This window comes from Paenibacillus sp. 481 (assembly GCF_021223605.1).
Lineage (GTDB): Bacteria > Bacillota > Bacilli > Paenibacillales > Paenibacillaceae > Paenibacillus_B.
Genome location: NZ_CP075175.1, coordinates 2474162 through 2494145 on the forward strand (window position 1 = coordinate 2474162; position 19984 = coordinate 2494145).

Here is a 19984-nt window from a genome sequence, read left to right on the forward strand (position 1 = left end):
TTACGATGAAAACAGCTGGATTTTGAGTGGAATTGGAGAAATAAGCTCACCTATAACCATTAGAAATCAAAACGAGGTAAATCTGGCGATATAGCTACTATGGCAACCGTTAAGAACTAACTTTGCTTTTTCGATAGCCTGAAAAATAGAGCGCTGCCTATTAAGCAGCGCTCTATTTTAACTTTTGGCGAAATCACCTAAAATCAATGAAAATTATCAAAAATCATACTCCACATCTTTCTCTTCTCGAATCCGTGCATACGCATGGACTAGCTGCACAGTATCCTCTACTAGTCGTGCGATACGGAACATAACGTCGTCATTTACAATCTCTTTGCGTTGAAAATCTTTTTCCTCTATAAATACATAAGTCGGTACAATATGCGCCTTCATATACGCCAGTATTGGTTTTAATTGCTGTTCCGCCATTAAAAAATGTCTAGCTGTACCTGCCGTAACGAGCATGCTCACGACTTTATCTCGAAAGGCGTTGACGGGTAATAAGTCAAAAATATTTTTTAAAGTCGCCGGAATAGAAGCTTGGAATGTCGGTGTTCCAATAATGATGGCATCCGCCGCCATAATGGTTTCGGTAACGAACTTGGTGTCACCCTCATAATCTGAATAATTACGGCCATCACTAAAGACCATATCGTAATCAGCGAGATCAAGCAGAGTAATCTCGATCTCCGCATCTGGATATTTTTCACGCGCTACTTGGAGTGTATAATCCATTGCTGTACGTGTCTTAGTTCCGACATTAGACCCAGCGAGACCTACAATTTTCATCATAATCACTCCTTATTTTTTGGCTGTATGCTTCTTAACCGCAGGCATGATTTCCGTTGCAAGCAGTTCAATATTTTTCGCAATCTTATCGAACGGCACGCCACCAAAATCGACCTGCGCCATAAAGCGCTGTTGCCCATACAGCTCGTATTGATAGAGCATTTTTTCAATAATTTGTTGAGGGCTACCGATCATTAGGGCATCACGATAATCGACAGCTTGAGCAAACTGCTGCTTCGGATAACCGCTGCCCTTCAAAGCCTGCATCCCCGCGTTAATATGCGGGTAGTACTCGCGCAGCGCATCCTGCGTCGTTGCAGCTGTATACAACAAACCTGTCGTTGCAATAGGCAACGTCGCGGGATCAAATCCATTTTGCTCTGCTGCCTCACGGTACGCATCAACGGAATACTTAAAGCTAGTTGCTGGACCACCAAGCGTTGTCAGCATCATCGGTACACCTGCAACTCCAGCCTTAATGGCACTGGCAGGCGGCCCGCCTACTGCCCGCCAAATGGGCATCTGGCCATTTTGAGGCTGCGGCAAAATGGATGCATTTTTCAAAGGTGCACGGAATTGCCCTTCCCACGTTACACTTTCCTCGTTATTCAGCTTCATTAGAAGCTCCATTTTTTCCTCAAACAATTCCTCATAATCGCGTACATCATAACCTAGTAAGCTGTATGCCCCTACACGTGAACCACGCCCAGCGACAATTTCAGCGCGACCTTTCGAGATTAGGTCGAGGGTAGCGAAATCTTCGTACACCCGAACAGGGTCAGATGTACTTAACACCGTTGCCGAGCTAGCAATTTTAATCTTTTTTGTTGCTTGTGCGATGGCCCCTAAAATGACCGAATGCGCCTGTGTTGTAAAATGCGTCTGATGGCTTTCCCCGACAGCAAATACATCCAGTCCTGCTTCATCAGCGAGCTTACCTGCTTCAATGAGCTCATGAATCCGCTGTTCGGCACTAATCTTGGTGCCTGTATGTGGATTCGCTAAATGGTCTCCAATAGAATATAGACCGATTTCAAGACCTTTATCTGGATCGATTCGATATGGTTTCATAGTTGTTCTCTCCCTCTTAATGAAGTTGTTAATCAAGTGGTTTTAATTTGGCTTCAATTTCAGCGCGTCGTGCCTCTAAAAAGGGTGGCAAATCTAATGCTTTACCGAGATCTTCAATGGTTGAATCCGCAGTGAATCCAGGGCCATCAGTCGCAATTTCGAATAAAATTCCGTTGGATTCACGGAAGTACAGGCTTTTGAAATAGAAGCGATCTACAATTCCTGTTGATTGGAAGCCACGTTGCTTCACATTCTCGTCCCAATAACGCAGCTCGTCTTCGTTGTTCACTCGGATTGCTAAATGATGCACACTTCCTCGGCCATACTTCTCAGCTGGCCCTTCTTGTTGTTTAATCACAATCTCGCCAAATGCCTGCCCAGCTACGGCCTGATAAATGGCCTCCTGTTCAGAGCGAGCTATTTCCGCATAACCGAACATGTCCTTCAATACATTGGCTAAACGGTCAAGGTAGCGCACGGTCATTTCGACTGTACCTAATCCTAGAATTCGATGTTGCTGCACGACCGTAGAGTCACCCCATGCTGACCAATGAGCTGGGATTTCTTCACCGTTGTTATTTATTAAAATCAAGCGCAAGCCTTCTGAGTCCTCAAAGTGGATAGCATCTCGGCCAGCATACGTTGTAATGTCACCATGCTTGACATGTAGCTGCTCAAAGCGGTCTTTCCAAAATACAAGGCTGTCATACGACGGCACGAGCAGTCCGATTTGCGTAATCGCATTCGTCCCACGCACCATTCTCCCTGCAATGGGAAGTTCGAAAAAAGATAGCTCCGTCCCAGCACTGCCAGTTAAATCGCCATAAAATAAGTGATACATCGTAGGGTCATCTTGGTTGACCGTCTTTTTCACTCTGCGTAATCCTAATACGTTTTGATAAAATTCATTATTGGTGTGTGCGCTTTTAGTTAGCATCGTCACATGATGGTGTCCTGCAATGGTGTACATGGCAGTTCCTCCTCTATTTATCATTTGATTAGTCAAGTGATGGTGTAAAAAAATCTATTCAGGAGGTATCTCCTTAGAAAGGCTATGTTTATGAACGCGTGTCATTAGTGAGTATAGTGTTTTCTGTTCTTCTTCGCTTAATACATCGTCAAAAAATGACGATTGAAAGGCCAATTGATCGGGCATCGCTTGTTCTAAAATAGACTCACCTTTAGCGGTAAGACTAATCGTCTTTGTTTTCCAATCGAGTTTACGTACAATATAGCCCTCTTTTTCAAGGCGAACGAGCATACGCGAAATACCGCCTTGTGTAACCGTCACTTTCTCAGCTAACTCCATTTGCGTGAGTGGCTGGTAGGTGCGAATTTGCATAAGTACGTCAAATTGTGCTGTCGTTAATCCAAATCGATTCAAAAAGTCATTCGACATCTGATTGCTCTGGGTTGTAAAACGCATTAAGCGTAACCAGATTAATGATCCTATCGTATTATTACGCATTTCGTTTTCTCCCCTTCGCTAATCTTAATATCACTTTACTACTCAACTGATAAATTGTCAAATCACATGAAGGGTGAACTGACAAGGCGAAATGGGGGCTAGACAAGCAGCCCCCATTATCACTCTATCGGCTCCTATGGAAGACGATCTCTTCAGCAAGCAGCTCACGAAAATCAGCCACACGCATAAAAATTCGATCCGGCAGAACGTCATAGACCAAGCTTTGGGATGTAGAAAGCCACTGAACGCCGTAAGTACGTATCCCCGCGGCCATACCGGCAAGTATGTCCGCATTGCTATCTCCTACGAATACGGCCTCCGATTGGTGTATCCCTAGCGTATCCAATGCTTTAAATATACCTTCAGGGTCGGGCTTTGCTTTTTCAACATCATCACCAGTAATCGCGATATCAAAAAAATGCAGTAAATGCAAAGCCTCGGATGAAACATGAAAAGCACGTCTACTTTTACCGGTTATAACGCCAATCTTCACGTTTTGCTCTTTTAAAAATTGAAGTAAATCGATAATGGCTTGGTCGCTGAGGCTTGAATCATAATGACCTTGTTCATATAAGGAGTAGTAATCGTGAATGGCTTGTGGAACGGAAGCTTTATCTCGGAAGTTATCACTAATAATGCCTTCCTCAGTTGGCCCAAACATCGCAATAAGCTCATCGTTGGTCACGTCTCTGTTATCGTATTGTTTAAATACGGCCTTAAAGGCATGGAATGATAAGGGTAAGGTATCAGCAAGGGTTCCATCAAAATCAAATAACACGACTTGAATTGACATATACAGAACACGCTCCTTAGTCGATATAGGGAAGTATTATTTACATGAGAAAGGTGAGTGTTTATCGATACTCTTTGATCCCATTTTCAAAAGCTTCTACGTCATCATGCTCTACCCCATGCAAAGCTTCTTGCAAAGCAAACGTACTTCGATAAAAATGAACGCGCTCAGCGATTTCCCGCCCATTGGGATACAAGCGAATACATTTTTCGAAAAAGTCTTCTCCGTACCCAGCGAGGATTCCCGCGAAATCATAGGCGGGGTCACCTAGACCAGAGCCGCCAAAGTCAATTACTCCGGCAATTGTACATTCCTCCGGACTCCAGATGATATTTCCTGTACCGAAGTCGCCATGAATAAAGGTCTGCTTGATATTCCGATTATGAGGATTGCTCAGAAAGGTAGTAAAATTATTCGACACTTCATGTTGGGCCTCTACACGCATAAAGGGAAATAGCTTCTCTTGGAAATGGCTGAACAATTTGCTCATCATGTCATGAATATTTTCACATTCCTCTTGAGAATGGGCTACTGCTTGGGTATCTATAGCGTGGATTTGCATCAGGAAAGTAACGAGCTGAAGGGCAATGGCATGTTCGGCATCTGGGTTGTTGATGTCTAATAAATCTTGTTTCCAAAAAGGAGCGCCCTCAATGAATCGATAGCCCATAAAGGCTTTGCCGACTTCCATGTTGTCAAAAGACTGATACGTAGGATCGGGAACAGGCAATGTTACGATGCTCCCAACCAATTTTAATAAATCGGTCTCTCTTTTTAATTGTTCTACGCCTGGTGCATGTTTAGGAAATCGAAATACGAGCGATTTACTCACGATAAGTACGTCGTTGTTTTGGCCGATATTATTCGGTTCAACATCGTAAATGTGCAAATCAGGGTAAACCTCTTGAATGCGTTCAACGTATGCCGTGACCATATACAATCCTCCAGTCTACAATGGTTTTTGTATTAAAAAATATACCAATTACAAGATGTATCTTATCAAAGTAAGTACCATTTTGCGACATTTAAAAATGAACGCTTTACACCGTACGGTACAAACAGGTACACGTAACAGGTTGGATTACTTATTACCCGCAGCAGTTGCCTGTGAAAGGTAATCGTTGACAAAAGTAGTGTATTACATGTATAGTACACTCATTAGTGTATGAACTAGTTAATACACACACTTGCAGACGTGTATCGAGATCAGGTTTAGCAAGAAAGGAAGTTAGGAGTTGATTATATGAACGTCATGTTTAACAATCGCGATCCGGTTTATTTGCAAGTTGTTCAATATTTCAAGGAAGAAATCGCAACAGGCAAGCTAGCAGCAGGCAAGGAAATACCATCCCGGAGGGAACTGGCTGGTCTGCTTCAGATTAATCCCAATACCGTACAAAGAGCTTATAAGGAAATGGAGGAACAAAAGTTGATTACGACAGAAGGTAATTCCCCCAGCCGGATTACGATGGATGAGCAGGTATTGAGCTCGATTAGAGCGGAACTGCTTAGTGGAGCCATTGATGTATTTGTGGAATCGGTCAAAAAAATTGAAGTGCCCATTGATGAGTTGCTGCACCTCGTGAGAGAAAAATATGAATTGCAACGTGTAAAAGAGTAGTACTTGCTTACGAATAAGGTTTCACAACGGCCAAACGCTAAGGAGGTTGCTAGATGATAGAACTGGATCGGATTAGCAAGAAGTATGGGAGAAAAAAAGTGTTGGACGAAGTGTCGTTCACGGCAGAAAAAGGGCAAATCACTTGTCTGGTCGGTATTAATGGGGTGGGTAAGTCCACGGTCATGAAAGCCATTATGGGATTGACTCCAGTAAACAGCGGTCAAATTCGGATCGATGGTCAGCCACTGGATAAGCGGCTCTATGAAAAAGTTGTCTTTATCCCAGATACGCTGACAATGCCTTCTCATATGAAAATCGGTGAAGCAACGCAATTTATGCAGGACTTCTACTCCAATTGGAACAGTCAGCGCATGCAGGAACTGATGTCCTTTTTTAAGCTAAAAAAAGAGGATCGAATCGGTGATTTATCCAAAGGAAACGCGGCTAAAGTTAATTTATTGATCGGTTTGTCTCTGGATACCGATTATGTGCTTATGGATGAGCCTTTTTCGGGGATCGATATTTTCAGCAGGGAGCAGATTACGAATGTGTTCACGAGTCATTTAATTGAGGATCGTGGGGTCATTATTACGACGCATGAAATCCACGATATCGAACATTTGATTGATAAGGTCGTCCTGCTGGATCAGGGCAGGGTCATGAAGGAGTTTAGTGCTGAGGATGTGAGATTAAAGGAAGGGAAATCGGTCGTAGATGTAATGAGAGAGGTGTATGTACCGTGAAGCACTATTTGAAACTTTTGAACTGGGAGATTAATCGGTTTAGCAAATTTTATATGGTGTTAGGCCTTGTGACCCTAGTGTTGCAGTTTGTTGGGGTTTTCTTGTCTGCGAATCATTTGATGAGCAGTGCCAATCGAGCCATGTATCTACATTCGTTATCGGTTAACGAATATGTGGCTCGATTCGGGAAGATAAATGTGGAACATGGATTCCAATCCTTGTGGTTTGCAGGTCCGATCATGTTGTGTGTAGCCATCCTGCTGCTATATGTCTTTCTGATCTGGTACCGGGAATGGCTCGGTAAGAGTACGTTTGCCTACCGGCTTCTTATGCTGCCAACTTCAAGAATGAATATATATTTGGCCAAGCTGAGTGCTATCCTCCTGTTTGTCTTGGGTTTAGTTACTTTTCAATTGCTGCTGCTTCCTCTTCAGCTTGCGACGTACAATGTTATGATTCCAAGCGAATTAAGGACTAGCTTATCTGTTGTGGAAATCATTGGGGGTCACGAGCTCTTAAGTATATTTATCCCTCCATATTTCATGCAATTTGTACTGTATTATGGAGCAGGTGTCGTGGGTGTAATTGTTGTCTTTACAGCGATTCTGTTGGAAAGAAGCTTCCGACTTAAAGGAATTGTGGCAGGTGTTGTTTATGGAATTGCTGCCGGTCTTTTATTTGCGCTTCCTACTTTCGTGTCATGGGTATGGTATCCGGACTACTTTTATCCTATTGAAGTTCTCCTTATGAGAGTTATGGTTGGGGCGTTAATTATTTGTGGCTCGCTGTGGTTGAGTTCCTATTTGCTACGAAAAAAGATAACTATTTAAGGAGGTGCAACCAATGAAACGTTATTGGAAGCTTGCGGTGCTTATACCTTTTATCGCGCTATCCACGGGTATGTATTACATCACGGAATCTGGTGGGAACAGACCGGAGTTTTATTTGAAAACAATGGCTGGTGATGAGAAGGAAGCTACCTCACTCGATGTAAAAGCTGACTTTGGAATGGAAATTCTCTCTATTAACACGCAAGGAAGTACATATCGAAATGAATTGATATCCTACTGGGAAACGTTATATACACATCGTAATCACAATGAAGAGTTGAGAAGATTGGTTAAAGAGCACCGACAATTTATGCGAGGAAAAACGGACATAAGTGTCCTTTACCAGAGCGATACTATTCTAGGATACGTGGATGAGAATCACGATGACAATTTGGGAATGCAGTCAGATGTATTCACGGTTTCCTTACTCGATAAGAGTAAGAATGTTAGCTCTTCCTTCGATATCAAATTACCGAAAAAGAACGTGCAAGAAATAATTCACATATCTGATGTTCAAATTAAAGGACAGACTATGAAACTGCTTGCTAATGTTTGGGGACGTGGTCAGTCAACCAACTCAGAACAAGTCCGCCAATATACCGTAGATTTGGATCAGAAGCGTCTTGTGGAAGATCGAATGCTCCTACCCAACATTTCCGAAGACAAGGACATTCAGATAAGTGTTGAGGAAGTGTATAAACCGGACCCTTATAAGAAAACAAACTATGCTGTCTTTGAATTGACCCACCTTAAAAAGGGAGAGACAAAAAGTCCAGAATCGGATACCAATAATGTTGTCCACCGGGAGCTAGTTGTTTACGATAAACGAAGCGAAACATTAAAGAAAGTCGATCATGCTCAGATCCATACTTTTTTGAATAAAAAGAAAAATCCTGAAGATCTGTTTATCCGACAGTCTGGTGACGATTTATATTTCGCCTTGTGGTCAAATGAAAAGGGGCCAAAAATCCTTTATTACAATATAGCGGATAACAAGGTCAAAAATGAAGTTAGTATCGCGCTGCAAGCAAATCGTCACGATGTGAATGTATCGCGAATCGCTAATAACCGTTTGTACTTGTTAGTCAGGTCACATGTAGCTCCTAAAGTCATCGTTGCCGAATTGGAAACAGGAAAGATTGTGTATCAGGGAGCCGTTTCCCGCAAGGACAATAATGAAACGAATAATTTGGGGTTGAACAATTTTACACTACAATAAATAAAGAGACATTAAAGAGAGCTCTACCTGATCAGGGAGAGAGATGAAAAGGATAAGAACCTCCATTCCACCTTATTGTGGAGTTGGAGGTTTTTTTGTTGTACGGAATAAGGTGTTGAGCAAAAAGGGCTAATAAAGCAATAGCGTAATAGCTCAATAGCCCAATAGCTCAATAGCCCAATAGAATAGCCCAATGGCGCAAATAGAGTAGGCCTTTACGACATCAATATCTTCTCCCTTTACGCAATCGGGCACAAAAATTATAATGATTAGTAGCTCCAGTGCAAACGTTTTCACAACTTAGAATAAGGGGTGTGAGTCAAGATGAAAATAGTTAAACGAGTACTTGTAACCTGTTTAGCGCTTGGAATGATGCTTCCTTTTTACGGACAGAAGGCAGAAGCAGCTACGACAGACAATGGGACGATGATGCAGTATTTTGAATGGTACCTTCCTAGTGATGGAACTCATTGGAAGCGCTTGCAAAACGATGCTGCAAATTTGGCGACTAAAGGGATTTCAGCGGTGTGGATTCCACCGGCATTCAAAGGGACGTCACAGCAAGATGTCGGATATGGGGCCTATGATTTGTATGACTTAGGGGAATTCAATCAGAAAGGCACAGTGCGCACTAAGTATGGCACAAAAGCAGAGCTGAAAGAAGCGATTACGGCTTTACATGGCCAAAATATCGATGTGTACGGCGACGTTGTCATGAACCATAAAGGCGGAGCCGATTATACCGAGGCTGTGACAGCTGTTGAAGTCGACCCGAACAATCGGAACCGCGAAACTTCTGGTGACTATGAGATCGATGCGTGGACAGGCTTTGATTTTATTGGGCGAGGAAATACATATTCCGATTTCAAGTGGAAGTGGTACCATTTTAACGGTACTGATTGGGATGATAGAAAAGATTTGAGCCGTATTTATAAGTTCAGAGGTATCGGCAAGGCATGGGACTGGGAAGTCTCAAGCGAAAAAGGAAACTATGACTACCTCATGTTTGCGGATATTGATTTTGAGCATCCTGATGTGGCTAATGAGATGAAAAAGTGGGGCACATGGTATGCGAATGAGCTGAATCTAGATGGTTTTCGTTTAGATGCGGTTAAACATATTAAGCACGAGTATCTTCGTGATTGGGTGAACCATGTTAGGCAGCAAACTGGAAAAGAGATGTTTACGGTAGCGGAATACTGGCAGAACGATGTAAATGCGTTGAACAATTATTTGGCGAAAACAAACTATAATCAATCGGTGTTTGATGCGCCGCTGCATTATAATTTCCATTATGCTTCGACGGGACATGGCAATTATGATATGAGAAATATATTGAATGGAACTGTGGTGGCGAATCATCCCACACTCGCAGTTACACTTGTTGAAAACCATGATTCTCAGCCTGGACAGGCGTTGGAATCGGTTGTGAGCCCTTGGTTTAAGCCTTTGGCGTATGCGTTTATTTTGACACGTGAGCAAGGATATCCATCGGTGTTCTATGGCGACTACTACGGAACCAACGGTAGCAGCAGCTATGAGATTCCAGCTATGAAAGATAAGCTCGATCCGATCCTGAAAGCCCGCAAGGACTATGCATACGGCAAGCAGCATGATTATTTGGATCATCAGGACGTTATTGGTTGGACACGAGAAGGTGTTAGCACCCGTGCGAAGTCAGGCTTGGCAACCTTAATTACAGACGGACCTGGTGGTTCCAAGTGGATGAATGTTGGTAAGCAGCATGCAGGGGAAGTGTGGCATGATCTGACCGGTAATCAAACGAACACGGTCACGATTAATGCAGATGGATGGGGCGAGTTCCATGTAAATGGCGGCTCCGTCTCGGTATATGTGGAGCAGTAAATGCTAAAATAACCAAGCACATCGTCCCTTTAGAAATGATATAGTAAACTTAATTAACGACTCTACTAAATCACATAAAAGGGATGTTGCGATATGACCTATAAAATGATTGTGTTGGATTTAGACGATACATTGCTGCGCGATGACGGGACGATCTCTCCCGGCAACAAGCAAGCGCTAATGGCTGCACAAGAAGCGGGCGTAAAGGTGGTACTAGCATCAGGACGGCCTACTTATGCGATGATAGCGCTGGCGGATGAGCTGCATCTAGAACGTTATGGCAGCTACATTCTGTCTTTCAACGGAGCAAAGATTATTAATTGGAAGACGCAAGAGGAGTCATTCAGCAGTACACTGACGCCGCAGATGGCGCATGATCTGTATGAAATGAGCGTGGAAGAAGGCGTGTCTGCCCTGACGTATGTAGGCGATCATATTGTGACGGCAGCGCCGAATGAATATACGGCGATTGAATCCGAAATTACAGGAATGAAAGTGGTAGAGGCGTCTAGTTTCGTAGAGGCGGTTCAAGTGCCAGTCGTTAAGGTGTTAATGGTAGCTGAACCGGAGAAGCTTGTCCGTGTCGAGGAGAAGTTAAAAGCGAAGCTGGCAGGGAAGCTGAACGTGATGCGTTCCAAGCCTTTCTTCTTGGAGTTTACGGAAGATGGCGTGAACAAAGGGACAAGCTTGAATCAGCTGATTCAGCAGCTCGGGATTGAGCGCTCGGAAGTTATCGCGATGGGCGATGGCTATAATGATGTGGCTATGCTTGAATTTGCAGGCCTTGGGGTTGCCATGGGCAATGCACCAGACGAAATTAAGCAACTGGCCGACTACGTTACGGATACGAACATGAACGATGGCGTGGCCAAGGCGGTTGAAAAGTTCGTACTAAAGGATTTGGTTCCGACTACGTAACGAAAGAATGATTTAATTAAGTACTCAACAAGGGACGTCTAGCTTAGTTAGCTAGGCGTCTTTTTTGTATATTGGCACACATAGTGCTGTGAGATGAATGGGGCACATTGGGCACATGGGGCATATGGAGCCGATATACATTGGGGGCTACGGGTTTGTACTCCGCCTAAACGGGCCCTCTGTTCGATTTATTTTGAATCATTATTTAGGATATAATTAATCAAGGAAGAAGCACTCGAATACATGTAGGGGATGAAGCATAATTGTCTAAATCAATCGTAGAGAAACTGAACTTACAAAAGTACAAGCAAGTAGCTATATTGAATCAACCTGATGGAAATGATTATTTTGCAGAGCTGACAGACTATGATACGGCGCTCAAGGAGCGGGCGTATGATCTTATATTTGCTTTTGTGTTAGATATGGAGTCATTAAAGGAACTCGTGAATCGTGTGATTGAGCAGCAGCATCTCGATAAAAATGGGTACCTTTTTACGGCGTATCCTAAGAAGGGCAACAAAGTATACGCCACATATATTCATCGTGATGAATTGATGGAGGGGCTAGGTAGCGATGAACAGGGGTTTATTGGGACTAGCCACATTAAATTTGCGCGTATGGTCGGTTTGGATGAGGTCTTCACCGTAGTAGGCTTCAAAGAGGACTCCAAGGGAAAAGGCAAGACTTCTGCAGCCGCAAGCCAATGTGTAGATGATTATATTTTGCTGATTCCAAGTGTGGAGACGGACTTGGAAGATTCCCCTGAACTGCTTGCCATGTACCAATCGCTTACCCCCGGGTATCGTAAAGATTGGGCGCGTTATGTGTATAGTGCGAAGCAGGAAGCAACTAGAGGGAAGCGCCGTGAAGAGATGAAGATGATTCTTCAGGCAGGCTATAAGAGCCGAGAATTGTATCGCAAAGACCATTCTTAGGATCTTAAGTAGTCACGAAACCAAACAAGGAAACCGAACGCGAAACAAAAAAGGAGTATGCAAATTGGCAACTTCAAAAAAAAGTTTAAGAACGTGCAATAACGGACACCAATATTATAAAAGTAGCGATTGTCCTTCTTGTCCCGTCTGTGAGCAAGAACGCAAACCCGAAGGCGGATTCCTAGCGCTTCTTTCGGCACCAGCCAGACGAGCGTTAGAACACAATGGAATAACCTCTTTACAACAGCTCTCAACATATCGTGAAAAAGAGATCTTACAGTTCCACGGCATGGGGCCAGCATCTTTACCTAAGCTTAGGGCTGCTTTGAGCGAAACGGGGTTATCGTTCAAAAATTAAATGCCAAGTAAAATTATATGTATTGAAGCATACGCGTAGTCGTGTGCCTCATCACGTACCAAAATATATAGGGGATTGGATCATACCAATCCCACGGTCAGTCAAACGATGTCCACAGGTTCGATGACTTCGAATAAAAAGCGGGTGTCACTTAAAAATGTTCTTATATACGCTTGGGCGTAAGGCTGCTCGGCAATTAAACCAGATGTTTCCCTAGGATCAGAGCAATGATGACCATAATTCTCGATCATAACCATGATAAAGAAACATTCCAGATGCCGCACATAGTCCGGTTCCAGCCTTCGCACACTCTCGTAACCTTGAATAAATAACTGTCGTTGAGGTGGCCGGAGTTCTAACATGGCGGCCGCTATATCGTTCAAATAATAGCCGTAACCGCACATCCCAAAATCAATCGGATAAGGGCTGTCATCTTTAAACACCATATTTCCGGAATGCAAATCCCCGTGAATAAATCCGTAGTTACCGCCATTCCGCTGCATAGCGGCAAGCGCGGACACCACTTTTTCAGCGGCTGCTTGGTAACACGCCCACCCCTCAGCCGACAGAAAAGAGCCGTAATACGATTCCAACTTCATCATTTTACGTTCAAAATGGTCTGCTCCCCATACAGGCCTCACAAAATCGGCAGTGGGAACAAAGCTTATAGACGCCTCATGAAGCCTGCCTATCATTGCGCCCATTTTATAGACATGGCTATCCGTTAAATCCCCACTTGCATGCTCTCCCTCTACCCACCGCATCATCGTGACATAGGGGCGACGATATCCCTTTTCGGTCGGGATCTCCAATACGTATGAGCCATCACAGCTTGCTACACCTTCGGGCCCGGTTAGATCAGCCGACTTATTTAACGCTTGGAGAAAAATAAGTTCTGAACGAATCTCTTCCTTACTTAATCGGTCGGAATGAATACGTAATAAGTAACTTTCCCCGGTAGAGCCCTCGATTTTATAGGTGACGGTATCGGATAATTGGATGAATTGAATGCGATCCCATTCCAATTCGTATTGCTGTAGCGCTAACAACACGACTTTACGCGCTCGGGCTAGCAGAGAACGTCTATTTTCGTCTGTATCAAATCGTAAAAATTCCAGCATATGCGATCCCCCTGAATCGAATTCATCACTCACAACTGTAAGTTTAATAAGTTCCGCGCTATGACCATAGATAATAAACCGTTATAAACGATTTTTTACACAAAAAAGTCGCCACGGAAAATAACAACGTTGGGGGATCGGTTCAAAGGTAGCCTTTGGCACAAAAGTGGTGAAGGTGAATGGGTTGAGCTGGGCTGGGCTATCGTCTCCGCCGCTTAGTGCTTGGTCCACACTCAGGCATTCGTTTCAAGTAGTTTGTAATAAAGAACCGTCGCATCGAGATTTCCGTTTGCCGATCTCGCGAATGAAGGGATTGTTCCCGCCTGTTCATATCCGATAGAACGATACAACAAGTTTGAGGGATCTCCTTCCCGCGTATCGAGTACGAGCAGCGTGCGGTCTTCACTCCGCGCTGCTACTTCTGCCGTACGCATAAGGGCACGACCAACCCCCGTTCTCCTGTCTTGTGGCCGTGTCATCAACTTCGCAATTTCCGCGCGATGGTTCCCGTTTGGCTTATTGCAGAGATGGAGTTGCACAGTACCTACTACACGTCCATGCAGCACTGCAATCCATAACTTTATGTCCGGATTCAAGAGGTTAGCCCAATAATCCCGAGCTTCACGGGGCGAGAGCGGCGGTAAGAAACCGATTGAAGCGCCGTCTTTTACTACTTGTATGAGAAGGTCTGCAAGATCCTCGATATAATCGTCAATATGGTTCACCAGTTCGATTTGTAACAACTCATTATTCATAATTATTGCCCTCCCACACCTAAGTTTTCCTTGCCATAACTAGCTTGTAATGAAAGTATAGTTGGCCTAGAATAATTTGTATAACAAATCTTAAGCGTTGCAGTAATAAATAAATCGAATCGAGGAGCGCGCATGGATCAGTCTCATTTGGAGGCGTTTATTGCGGTGTGCCAAACGCTCAACTTCACCACCGCTGCGAAACATCTGCACATCTCTCAATCTGCTGTGACGGCGAGAATTCGGGCGTTGGAACAAGTCGTTGGCAAGCGATTGTTTGATCGCGACAATCGAACCGTCAAGCTGACGCGATCGGGCATCGCTTTTCTGCCCTACGCTGAACGTATGCTTCAGCTCATCCAGGAGAGCAAATTGTCACTATCCGAACAATATCGGGAACATATTGTGGTGAGCGGTCCTGGCTCCGTATGGCAGTACCGATACTTGAATCGGATTCTCGACTTCAGAGACAGGCATCCGCATGTCGCCGTCAAATTTTTGAGCTATATCGACCCGAGTTATATGATTCGTGATTTGCTGCTCGATGGGACGGTCAACCTTGCGATCAAGCTGGACCCGCCCGACCATCAAGGTATTTCGAAACGGTTGCTGTTCGAAGACGAAATCATTCTTGTAGGTGGGGATGGGGCGGCCGAGCTCTGCGCACCCAATTTTTCCGCACCGACTTATTGCCACATCGATTGGGGCAAACCTTTCACGGAATGGTTCACCAACCTTGTTGAGCCGGGCTTTATTCCAGCTCTGCAAACCGATCATTCGTCCAGTATGCTCGCGATGCTGTTGAGCAATTCGGTGTTCGGCTTTTTGCCCAAATCGATGGCTGATCCGTACCTTCAGTCAAACAGGCTGTATCAAATCCCGCTGCCTGTTGAGTTACCCCTTATCAAGGGCTACGCTTGTTATTTGACTGAGAAGCGCGAGCAACCCCACATCCAGCTGGCGTTGGAACTGCTCGGGGTCGATGCAACTTGAGCTTGACTTGGTGCTAAAAGGAGAAGGACGCTCCCGCGTCTTCACTTGGGCTACGTCCTTCTCCTTTTAGCATTGCAATTTATTCATTAATTCACATACACGTGTGGCTTGTATTGCTTGTATAGAACTCAACTTAACACCAAAGTGTGAAGAACATACTTTATTTTCTGTCGACAGCATAAACGATCTTTTTAATGCTATCGTAGGAAAGACAGAATTGATCAGCCAGTTGATCAATCGTTGCACCACCCGTAAATTGTTGCCGGATCTCATCATTTCTACGGTTTAAGTACGTGCGGCTGCCTGAATTTTCGCCCCACTTCTTACGAGATCCTTCTAGGGTGGGGATGTATACCATTCCGCCGTGAATATATTTTTGAATTTCCTTCAGTAAGGGCTTAGGAAATACGCTATCTGCGTTTACATATTTCATGATCGCTCTGCTCCTTAAACGTTGTAAATGTCTTAAGGTAGCAAAGTCTAGACTACAAACCATCGTTCAAGGACTAAGGCGGTAACTGCGTGCTAGCTCCATACAAACAACCGCCGTTGCTTATAGTGTAGACCTTGCATGGAGCAGACCTTAAACCTTACGGCACACATCACTTTAGACGCTATCATTTAGACCATCCTTCCCGCGTAAGTGTCCCCTTTATTTTTCTGAAATCGTCAATATATCTTTCCTGACCGGAATCGTTAATGTACTTCCAGAATCGCCAGCCGTTTGTAGATGTCGCTCGTTATTGCCCATCAAGCACGAGGCAGAAGTTATTGAATTGGCTTTTACGCTCAATTTCGTCCTTGGAAAAGGAGATTGTCTTCAGCTTAGTTCTGCTGTGAATCAACCAATGGCGACACCTCTCAATATGTTATATTTAATATTGGATTTATTCGCCAGAAAGTTTGTTATAACCTTTCTATTGCTCAAAATTATACTGCGCTTCAAGTGCATCGTTTGCCGGAGGCAGCACAACACCTTTTTTCCAAACGAGAATGCGATCTTCTGGTGATCCCCAATATACAGCTTCAATTTGGATGCGATCACGTTTTTCTTTTTGCTCGTTATTCAGTCGTTTGACATCGACCGTGTGATACATATTGCCAAGTCCGATATGAGCAAATTCCTTGGATTTTATAATCGGACGTAATGGTGTCACGTAATAGTTTCCACCGCTATCAAGCGTAAATGCAATTTGGTTTAAATCATATCCATCCGTCAATGTAGCATGAAAGGCAACACTTCCATTTTTCATTTGGGAAATGTCTGTTATTTTGACTACGTCTGTAGGGACTTTTGTAATATTCCATTGGAACAAACCGACAAAGCCTAAATATATCGCAGCACAGATAGTAGTAGCTACAATCAACCCTTTGGCAAAGGCAATGAATTTGGAGCGATTCCAAAAGGCTGCGATACGCTTCAGCTCCATACCGTCTGTCTTATTTTGCTCCATGCTTTCCGAAGTTAAGCTAAAGGGAATACTCATTTCCATCTGCTCCCGTACCATTTTACAGTTATCGCAGTTTGTAATATGCTCCTCGACTACCTCTTTCGTAGCCAAGCTGCATACATTGTCATTGTAGAGCGGCAGCAAATCTGTAATAATGTCGCATGAAAGTTTACTCATTTTACTCGTATTACTCATAATTATTCCTCCATAACTTGATGAGCTATTTTTTGCTTAGCTCGATGAAATGTGACTCTAGCCCAGCTTTCTGTTTTCCCAAAGATTTGACTGATATGGTTAAAAGGCAATTCACCAAACACTCTTAGCGTAAACACTTCCTTGTACGGCTCGTCCAAGCGATGCAAGATTTGATGAATACGTAAAGCTTCGGCTTTGTTGATAACATGCTGTTCAATATCATCCTGACTGAATAGATCATCAAGGGTATGTGGTTCGAATCGTTTTTGTTTATTCAAATATGTGAAATATGTATTTTTAGCGATTTGAAAAAGCCAGACTTTCATTTTGCAAGTTCCGTTGAACGTATCTACTGTTTTCAAAGCTTTAAAAAAAGTTTCTTGGGTGATTTCTTCAGCGATGGCCGCATTGCGGGACAGTGAAAATACAAAGGTATAAACGTCCTGAAAGTGTTGATCATAAACTTGCTTGATATCGGTTACGTCGGTCACATGTTCACCTCCTTACATACATAAGACTAGCTAATGGGAGATTCGTTACACAGTTATTTTACCTTCGCCGCAAACTGGATAAAATAGTTATAGAACAGCTGCTGCTTGTTATAATAGCTTGGTGTTATATAAAGCTTTGTGATAGTATGTACACCTATATAGAAAAAGGAAGTGAGCTAAAGTGATACTCATTACAGTTCCAACGCCCGATGTCACGATTACGAAGCAAGATAATCCTCAAATGAGCCATATTTACGGATTTACAGATTTCCATCTGATTACCCGTGAAAAAGGCGGGATTTTTATGTTCTACAACGCCAAGGATGAGTTGTTGTTCGTTGGTAAAGCAAGAAAGCTAAGACCGAGAATTAAGAAACACTTTGAAGACTCGGTATCCGTTATGAAAAAATATCGCGACGAAGTTACTAAAATTGAGATTTGTGAGATCGACAGCGCGGTAGATAGAGAAATTTACGAGACGTACATCATTAATAAGTTCCAAGCGAAATACAACATAGAGAAAGTATTCTATAAGTAAATCATCGCGATCGTAGAATGGTCGTAAATGGTTGATGAAGCAATAAGAACAGTCGAGAGGGGCTGCGCTTATTGCTTTTTTTGAGCGGAAAATCATTTATTTAAATAAAACAGTAGTTGAAATATGGGGACATCTATATTATTATATGTTCAAATGATTAAACATATTAACGGAGTGAATTATGAATACACCAAACTGCACGGACATGACGATGGAGATGCTTGGGAAGCTGAGTCCTTACTTTCACGCACTGGGCGATCCTGTGCGCCAGCAGATTATATCGCTGTTGATCAATCAAGAGAAGTTGAACGTGACGCAAATTGCGGAGCATATTCCGATGTCACGTCCTACCGTGTCACATCATCTCAAAATATTAAAGCAAGCAGGCTTACTTCAGGTGGAGAAAAAAGGTACGGAAGTCTACTACCATCTTGAATTCCATGAAGCGATTGGTCTGTTAAAGCAGTTTGTCCTCTTCGTGGAAGAGGAGTGCATGTAAAGCAATTCAATCAATTGAACGCAGGGACAATTTGTTGTCCCCTTTTTTAAGGATTAAATGTTTAAATACTTAAACGCTTAATTATATAAACATAAACACAACTCAAGGGGGCTAAACGTATGAAAAATGGTATGGAAAAAAAGTCGGTGTTAATCGTAGGTGGATATGGTGTGGTAGGTAGTCAAATTGCTCAGATTCTACATAAGCGGCATCCCGAACTGGAAATATGGCTCGGAGGGAGAAGGACAAACGCTGCCTTGCCTTTTGAGTCACCTAGAGTCCGCATCGTTCGCGTAGATAACTCGGCTGCAAATCCTTTGGAAGCTATTGCCCATGATCCCACACTGATCATAAATGTGGTCAATGATCTCGAGGATCGGCTACTCCTAGCCGCTATTAACAGAAAAATTCCGCTCGTGGATGTTACCCGGTGGACGGAGCGCTTCCAACAATCAATCGACCGTTTGAGTCACATAAGCCTGCAATCATCTGTAGTCTTGGCTTCGGGGTGGATGGGGGGAACGGCGGCGTTGTTGGCTAAAGTGAGTTCCGATTCTCTGCGGGATATCGCGGTCAATATCCATGCGCTATACTCGCTTAAAGATAAGGCTGGGCCTGATTCAACGGCATACATGGATCGAATGTCGATCCCATTTAGCATTACGGACAAGCAGGTTAAGCGCTCTGTCTATCCGATGACAGACCCAGTCAAAGTCCGGTTTCCGAACAATTATGAAACGAATTGCTACCGCTTGGATACACCTGATCATGTGACGTTACCCACAGCTATTCAAGCTACTACAGCGAATTTCCGCATTGCATTCGACAGTAAAGCATCGACCTTCGGGCTTGTCTTACTAGCAAGAACGGGGATTTGGAAAATGATGAGCCGTAGTATGCGGCAAGGTGTTTTGTATAATCCGGGTAGCGGAAGCCCGCATCATTTAGTTATTCACGTGCAAGGTAAAAATAGTTACGGGAGGCTAGAAGAACGAACGATGTCCGTAACCGATCCGTTAGGGCAAACACATCTTACGGCTTTGGGGGCTGTTATTCAAGCAGAGAATTTGCTTCGTCCATCATCAGGATATGTGTCCAAGCCCCAAATCTATTTCCCTGAACACCTAGTGGACTCAGGATTAAGTTCGGCGGAAGTGTTCGAATTCTATGGCGAGAATGGGGTTGTGATTGGCTCCGATTTTAAGCAATAGCGATTTTAAGCAGTGGCATATCGAGAAGCATCAAAGAACCTAAGAACCTAAGTGCCTAAGCACTCAAGAACCAAAGAACGATGCCACGTTCTTTGGATTATGTACATACTTAGTAAGTTCCA

23 protein-coding genes are annotated in these 19984 nt (G+C 43.6%); 12 read left to right on the plus strand and 11 right to left on the minus strand.

From position 1 onward, the window contains the following. Positions 1 to 216: 216 nt before the first annotated feature. The 6 genes from KIK04_RS10785 to KIK04_RS10810 all read right to left on the minus strand — a co-directional run bounded on the left by KIK04_RS10785 (position 217) and on the right by KIK04_RS10810 (position 5055). On the minus strand, positions 217 to 789 hold the full coding sequence (locus KIK04_RS10785; RefSeq protein ID WP_232278685.1) for an NADPH-dependent FMN reductase: 573 nt from the start codon (positions 787 to 789) through the stop codon (positions 217 to 219). A 12-nt stretch (positions 790 to 801) separates the two neighbouring features. Beyond that, positions 802 to 1860 carry an LLM class flavin-dependent oxidoreductase gene (locus KIK04_RS10790; protein ID WP_232278233.1) on the minus strand — a complete coding sequence of 353 codons (1059 nt, stop codon included), beginning with the start codon at positions 1858 to 1860 and terminating at the stop codon, positions 802 to 804. Positions 1861 to 1888: 28 nt separating this feature from the next. Further along, on the minus strand, positions 1889 to 2830 hold the full coding sequence (locus KIK04_RS10795; RefSeq protein WP_232278234.1) for a ring-cleaving dioxygenase: 942 nt from the start codon (positions 2828 to 2830) through the stop codon (positions 1889 to 1891). A 54-nt stretch (positions 2831 to 2884) separates the two neighbouring features. Continuing rightward, positions 2885 to 3328 (minus strand): MarR family winged helix-turn-helix transcriptional regulator, encoded by a 444-nt coding sequence (locus KIK04_RS10800; protein WP_232278235.1) that lies wholly within the window; start codon positions 3326 to 3328, stop codon positions 2885 to 2887. Between the two features lie 124 nt (positions 3329 to 3452). Next, positions 3453 to 4121, minus strand: coding sequence for an HAD family hydrolase (locus KIK04_RS10805; protein WP_232278236.1), 669 nt, complete (start codon positions 4119 to 4121; stop codon positions 3453 to 3455). Between the two features lie 61 nt (positions 4122 to 4182). Further along, positions 4183 to 5055 carry a phosphotransferase family protein gene (locus KIK04_RS10810; RefSeq protein WP_232278237.1) on the minus strand — a complete coding sequence of 291 codons (873 nt, stop codon included), beginning with the start codon at positions 5053 to 5055 and terminating at the stop codon, positions 4183 to 4185. Positions 5056 to 5364: 309 nt separating this feature from the next. Between KIK04_RS10810 and KIK04_RS10815 the strand changes: the two genes are divergently transcribed. From KIK04_RS10815 to KIK04_RS10850, 8 genes are all read left to right on the plus strand, one after another. After that, on the plus strand, positions 5365 to 5742 hold the full coding sequence (locus KIK04_RS10815) for a GntR family transcriptional regulator (RefSeq protein WP_232278238.1): 378 nt from the start codon (positions 5365 to 5367) through the stop codon (positions 5740 to 5742). A gap of 53 nt (positions 5743 to 5795) precedes the next feature. Then, on the plus strand, positions 5796 to 6485 hold the full coding sequence (locus KIK04_RS10820; protein ID WP_232278239.1) for an ABC transporter ATP-binding protein: 690 nt from the start codon (positions 5796 to 5798) through the stop codon (positions 6483 to 6485). After that, positions 6482 to 7315 (plus strand): hypothetical protein, encoded by an 834-nt coding sequence (locus KIK04_RS10825; RefSeq protein WP_232278240.1) that lies wholly within the window; start codon positions 6482 to 6484, stop codon positions 7313 to 7315. Before KIK04_RS10820 ends, KIK04_RS10825 begins: the two co-directional genes overlap by 4 nt. Before the next feature lie 13 nt (positions 7316 to 7328). Beyond that, positions 7329 to 8534: a hypothetical protein gene (locus KIK04_RS10830; protein ID WP_232278241.1), complete on the plus strand. Its 1206-nt coding sequence runs from the start codon at positions 7329 to 7331 to the stop codon at positions 8532 to 8534. A 330-nt stretch (positions 8535 to 8864) separates the two neighbouring features. Then, entirely contained in the window at positions 8865 to 10400 is a 1536-nt protein-coding gene (gene amyS / locus KIK04_RS10835; RefSeq protein ID WP_232278686.1) for an alpha-amylase, read from the plus strand. A 93-nt stretch (positions 10401 to 10493) separates the two neighbouring features. Then, a complete protein-coding gene (locus KIK04_RS10840) occupies positions 10494 to 11318 on the plus strand; it encodes a Cof-type HAD-IIB family hydrolase (protein ID WP_232278242.1) in 825 nt (274 codons plus the stop codon). 263 nt (positions 11319 to 11581) lie between these two features. After that, the gene (locus tag KIK04_RS10845; protein WP_232278243.1) at positions 11582 to 12253 is read left to right on the plus strand and encodes a YdeI/OmpD-associated family protein; all 672 of its coding nucleotides are present in this window, start codon (positions 11582 to 11584) and stop codon (positions 12251 to 12253) included. Positions 12254 to 12317: 64 nt separating this feature from the next. Continuing rightward, positions 12318 to 12611 carry an RNA polymerase alpha subunit C-terminal domain-containing protein gene (locus KIK04_RS10850; RefSeq protein ID WP_232278244.1) on the plus strand — a complete coding sequence of 98 codons (294 nt, stop codon included), beginning with the start codon at positions 12318 to 12320 and terminating at the stop codon, positions 12609 to 12611. A 101-nt stretch (positions 12612 to 12712) separates the two neighbouring features. On the opposite strand, the gene KIK04_RS10855 is transcribed toward KIK04_RS10850, so the two are convergent. Both KIK04_RS10855 and KIK04_RS10860 read right to left on the minus strand, forming a co-directional pair. Next, on the minus strand, positions 12713 to 13732 hold the full coding sequence (locus tag KIK04_RS10855; RefSeq protein WP_232278245.1) for a phosphotransferase enzyme family protein: 1020 nt from the start codon (positions 13730 to 13732) through the stop codon (positions 12713 to 12715). A 233-nt stretch (positions 13733 to 13965) separates the two neighbouring features. Then, complete coding sequence (locus tag KIK04_RS10860) at positions 13966 to 14487, minus strand: GNAT family N-acetyltransferase (RefSeq protein WP_232278246.1); 522 nt, start codon at positions 14485 to 14487, stop codon at positions 13966 to 13968. A 132-nt stretch (positions 14488 to 14619) separates the two neighbouring features. On the opposite strand from KIK04_RS10860, the gene KIK04_RS10865 reads away from it, so the two are divergent. Beyond that, positions 14620 to 15477 (plus strand): LysR family transcriptional regulator, encoded by an 858-nt coding sequence (locus KIK04_RS10865; RefSeq protein WP_232278247.1) that lies wholly within the window; start codon positions 14620 to 14622, stop codon positions 15475 to 15477. Positions 15478 to 15637: 160 nt separating this feature from the next. Here KIK04_RS10865 and KIK04_RS10870 read toward each other — a convergent pair whose 3' ends face one another. The 3 genes from KIK04_RS10870 to KIK04_RS10880 form a co-directional block, all read right to left on the minus strand. Continuing rightward, entirely contained in the window at positions 15638 to 15910 is a 273-nt protein-coding gene (locus KIK04_RS10870; protein ID WP_232278248.1) for a CD3324 family protein, read from the minus strand. Between the two features lie 484 nt (positions 15911 to 16394). Beyond that, a complete protein-coding gene (locus KIK04_RS10875) occupies positions 16395 to 17123 on the minus strand; it encodes a zf-HC2 domain-containing protein (protein ID WP_232278249.1) in 729 nt (242 codons plus the stop codon). 2 nt (positions 17124 to 17125) lie between these two features. Next, a complete protein-coding gene (locus tag KIK04_RS10880; protein WP_232278250.1) occupies positions 17126 to 17614 on the minus strand; it encodes an RNA polymerase sigma factor in 489 nt (162 codons plus the stop codon). 181 nt (positions 17615 to 17795) lie between these two features. On the opposite strand from KIK04_RS10880, the gene KIK04_RS10885 reads away from it, so the two are divergent. The 3 genes from KIK04_RS10885 to KIK04_RS10895 all read left to right on the plus strand — a co-directional run bounded on the left by KIK04_RS10885 (position 17796) and on the right by KIK04_RS10895 (position 19862). Continuing rightward, a complete protein-coding gene (locus KIK04_RS10885) occupies positions 17796 to 18152 on the plus strand; it encodes a nucleotide excision repair endonuclease (RefSeq protein ID WP_232278251.1) in 357 nt (118 codons plus the stop codon). Positions 18153 to 18333: 181 nt separating this feature from the next. Further along, positions 18334 to 18651 carry an ArsR/SmtB family transcription factor gene (locus KIK04_RS10890; protein WP_442951150.1) on the plus strand — a complete coding sequence of 106 codons (318 nt, stop codon included), beginning with the start codon at positions 18334 to 18336 and terminating at the stop codon, positions 18649 to 18651. 131 nt (positions 18652 to 18782) lie between these two features. Then, positions 18783 to 19862 carry a saccharopine dehydrogenase family protein gene (locus KIK04_RS10895; protein WP_232278688.1) on the plus strand — a complete coding sequence of 360 codons (1080 nt, stop codon included), beginning with the start codon at positions 18783 to 18785 and terminating at the stop codon, positions 19860 to 19862. The last annotated feature ends 122 nt before the right edge of the window (positions 19863 to 19984 follow it).

What these genes read in the sequence shown, in the direction of transcription:
- KIK04_RS10800 (WP_232278235.1), bottom strand. Translation starts at nt 3,328, where the DNA reads ATGCGTAATAATACGATAGGATCATTAATCTGGTTACGCTTAATGCGT.
- KIK04_RS10860 (WP_232278246.1), bottom strand. Translation starts at nt 14,487, where the DNA reads ATGAATAATGAGTTGTTACAAATCGAACTGGTGAACCATATTGACGAT.
- KIK04_RS10865 (WP_232278247.1), top strand. Translation starts at nt 14,620, where the DNA reads ATGGATCAGTCTCATTTGGAGGCGTTTATTGCGGTGTGCCAAACGCTC.
- KIK04_RS10890 (WP_442951150.1), top strand. Translation starts at nt 18,334, where the DNA reads ATGAATACACCAAACTGCACGGACATGACGATGGAGATGCTTGGGAAG.
- KIK04_RS10785 (WP_232278685.1), bottom strand. Translation starts at nt 789, where the DNA reads ATGAAAATTGTAGGTCTCGCTGGGTCTAATGTCGGAACTAAGACACGT.
- KIK04_RS10815 (WP_232278238.1), top strand. Translation starts at nt 5,365, where the DNA reads ATGAACGTCATGTTTAACAATCGCGATCCGGTTTATTTGCAAGTTGTT.
- KIK04_RS10875 (WP_232278249.1), bottom strand. Translation starts at nt 17,123, where the DNA reads ATGAGTAATACGAGTAAAATGAGTAAACTTTCATGCGACATTATTACA.
- KIK04_RS10790 (WP_232278233.1), bottom strand. Translation starts at nt 1,860, where the DNA reads ATGAAACCATATCGAATCGATCCAGATAAAGGTCTTGAAATCGGTCTA.
- KIK04_RS10895 (WP_232278688.1), top strand. Translation starts at nt 18,783, where the DNA reads ATGGAAAAAAAGTCGGTGTTAATCGTAGGTGGATATGGTGTGGTAGGT.
- KIK04_RS10820 (WP_232278239.1), top strand. Translation starts at nt 5,796, where the DNA reads ATGATAGAACTGGATCGGATTAGCAAGAAGTATGGGAGAAAAAAAGTG.
- KIK04_RS10805 (WP_232278236.1), bottom strand. Translation starts at nt 4,121, where the DNA reads ATGTCAATTCAAGTCGTGTTATTTGATTTTGATGGAACCCTTGCTGAT.
- KIK04_RS10830 (WP_232278241.1), top strand. Translation starts at nt 7,329, where the DNA reads ATGAAACGTTATTGGAAGCTTGCGGTGCTTATACCTTTTATCGCGCTA.
- KIK04_RS10840 (WP_232278242.1), top strand. Translation starts at nt 10,494, where the DNA reads ATGACCTATAAAATGATTGTGTTGGATTTAGACGATACATTGCTGCGC.
- KIK04_RS10795 (WP_232278234.1), bottom strand. Translation starts at nt 2,830, where the DNA reads ATGTACACCATTGCAGGACACCATCATGTGACGATGCTAACTAAAAGC.
- KIK04_RS10855 (WP_232278245.1), bottom strand. Translation starts at nt 13,732, where the DNA reads ATGCTGGAATTTTTACGATTTGATACAGACGAAAATAGACGTTCTCTG.
- KIK04_RS10870 (WP_232278248.1), bottom strand. Translation starts at nt 15,910, where the DNA reads ATGAAATATGTAAACGCAGATAGCGTATTTCCTAAGCCCTTACTGAAG.
- KIK04_RS10810 (WP_232278237.1), bottom strand. Translation starts at nt 5,055, where the DNA reads ATGGTCACGGCATACGTTGAACGCATTCAAGAGGTTTACCCTGATTTG.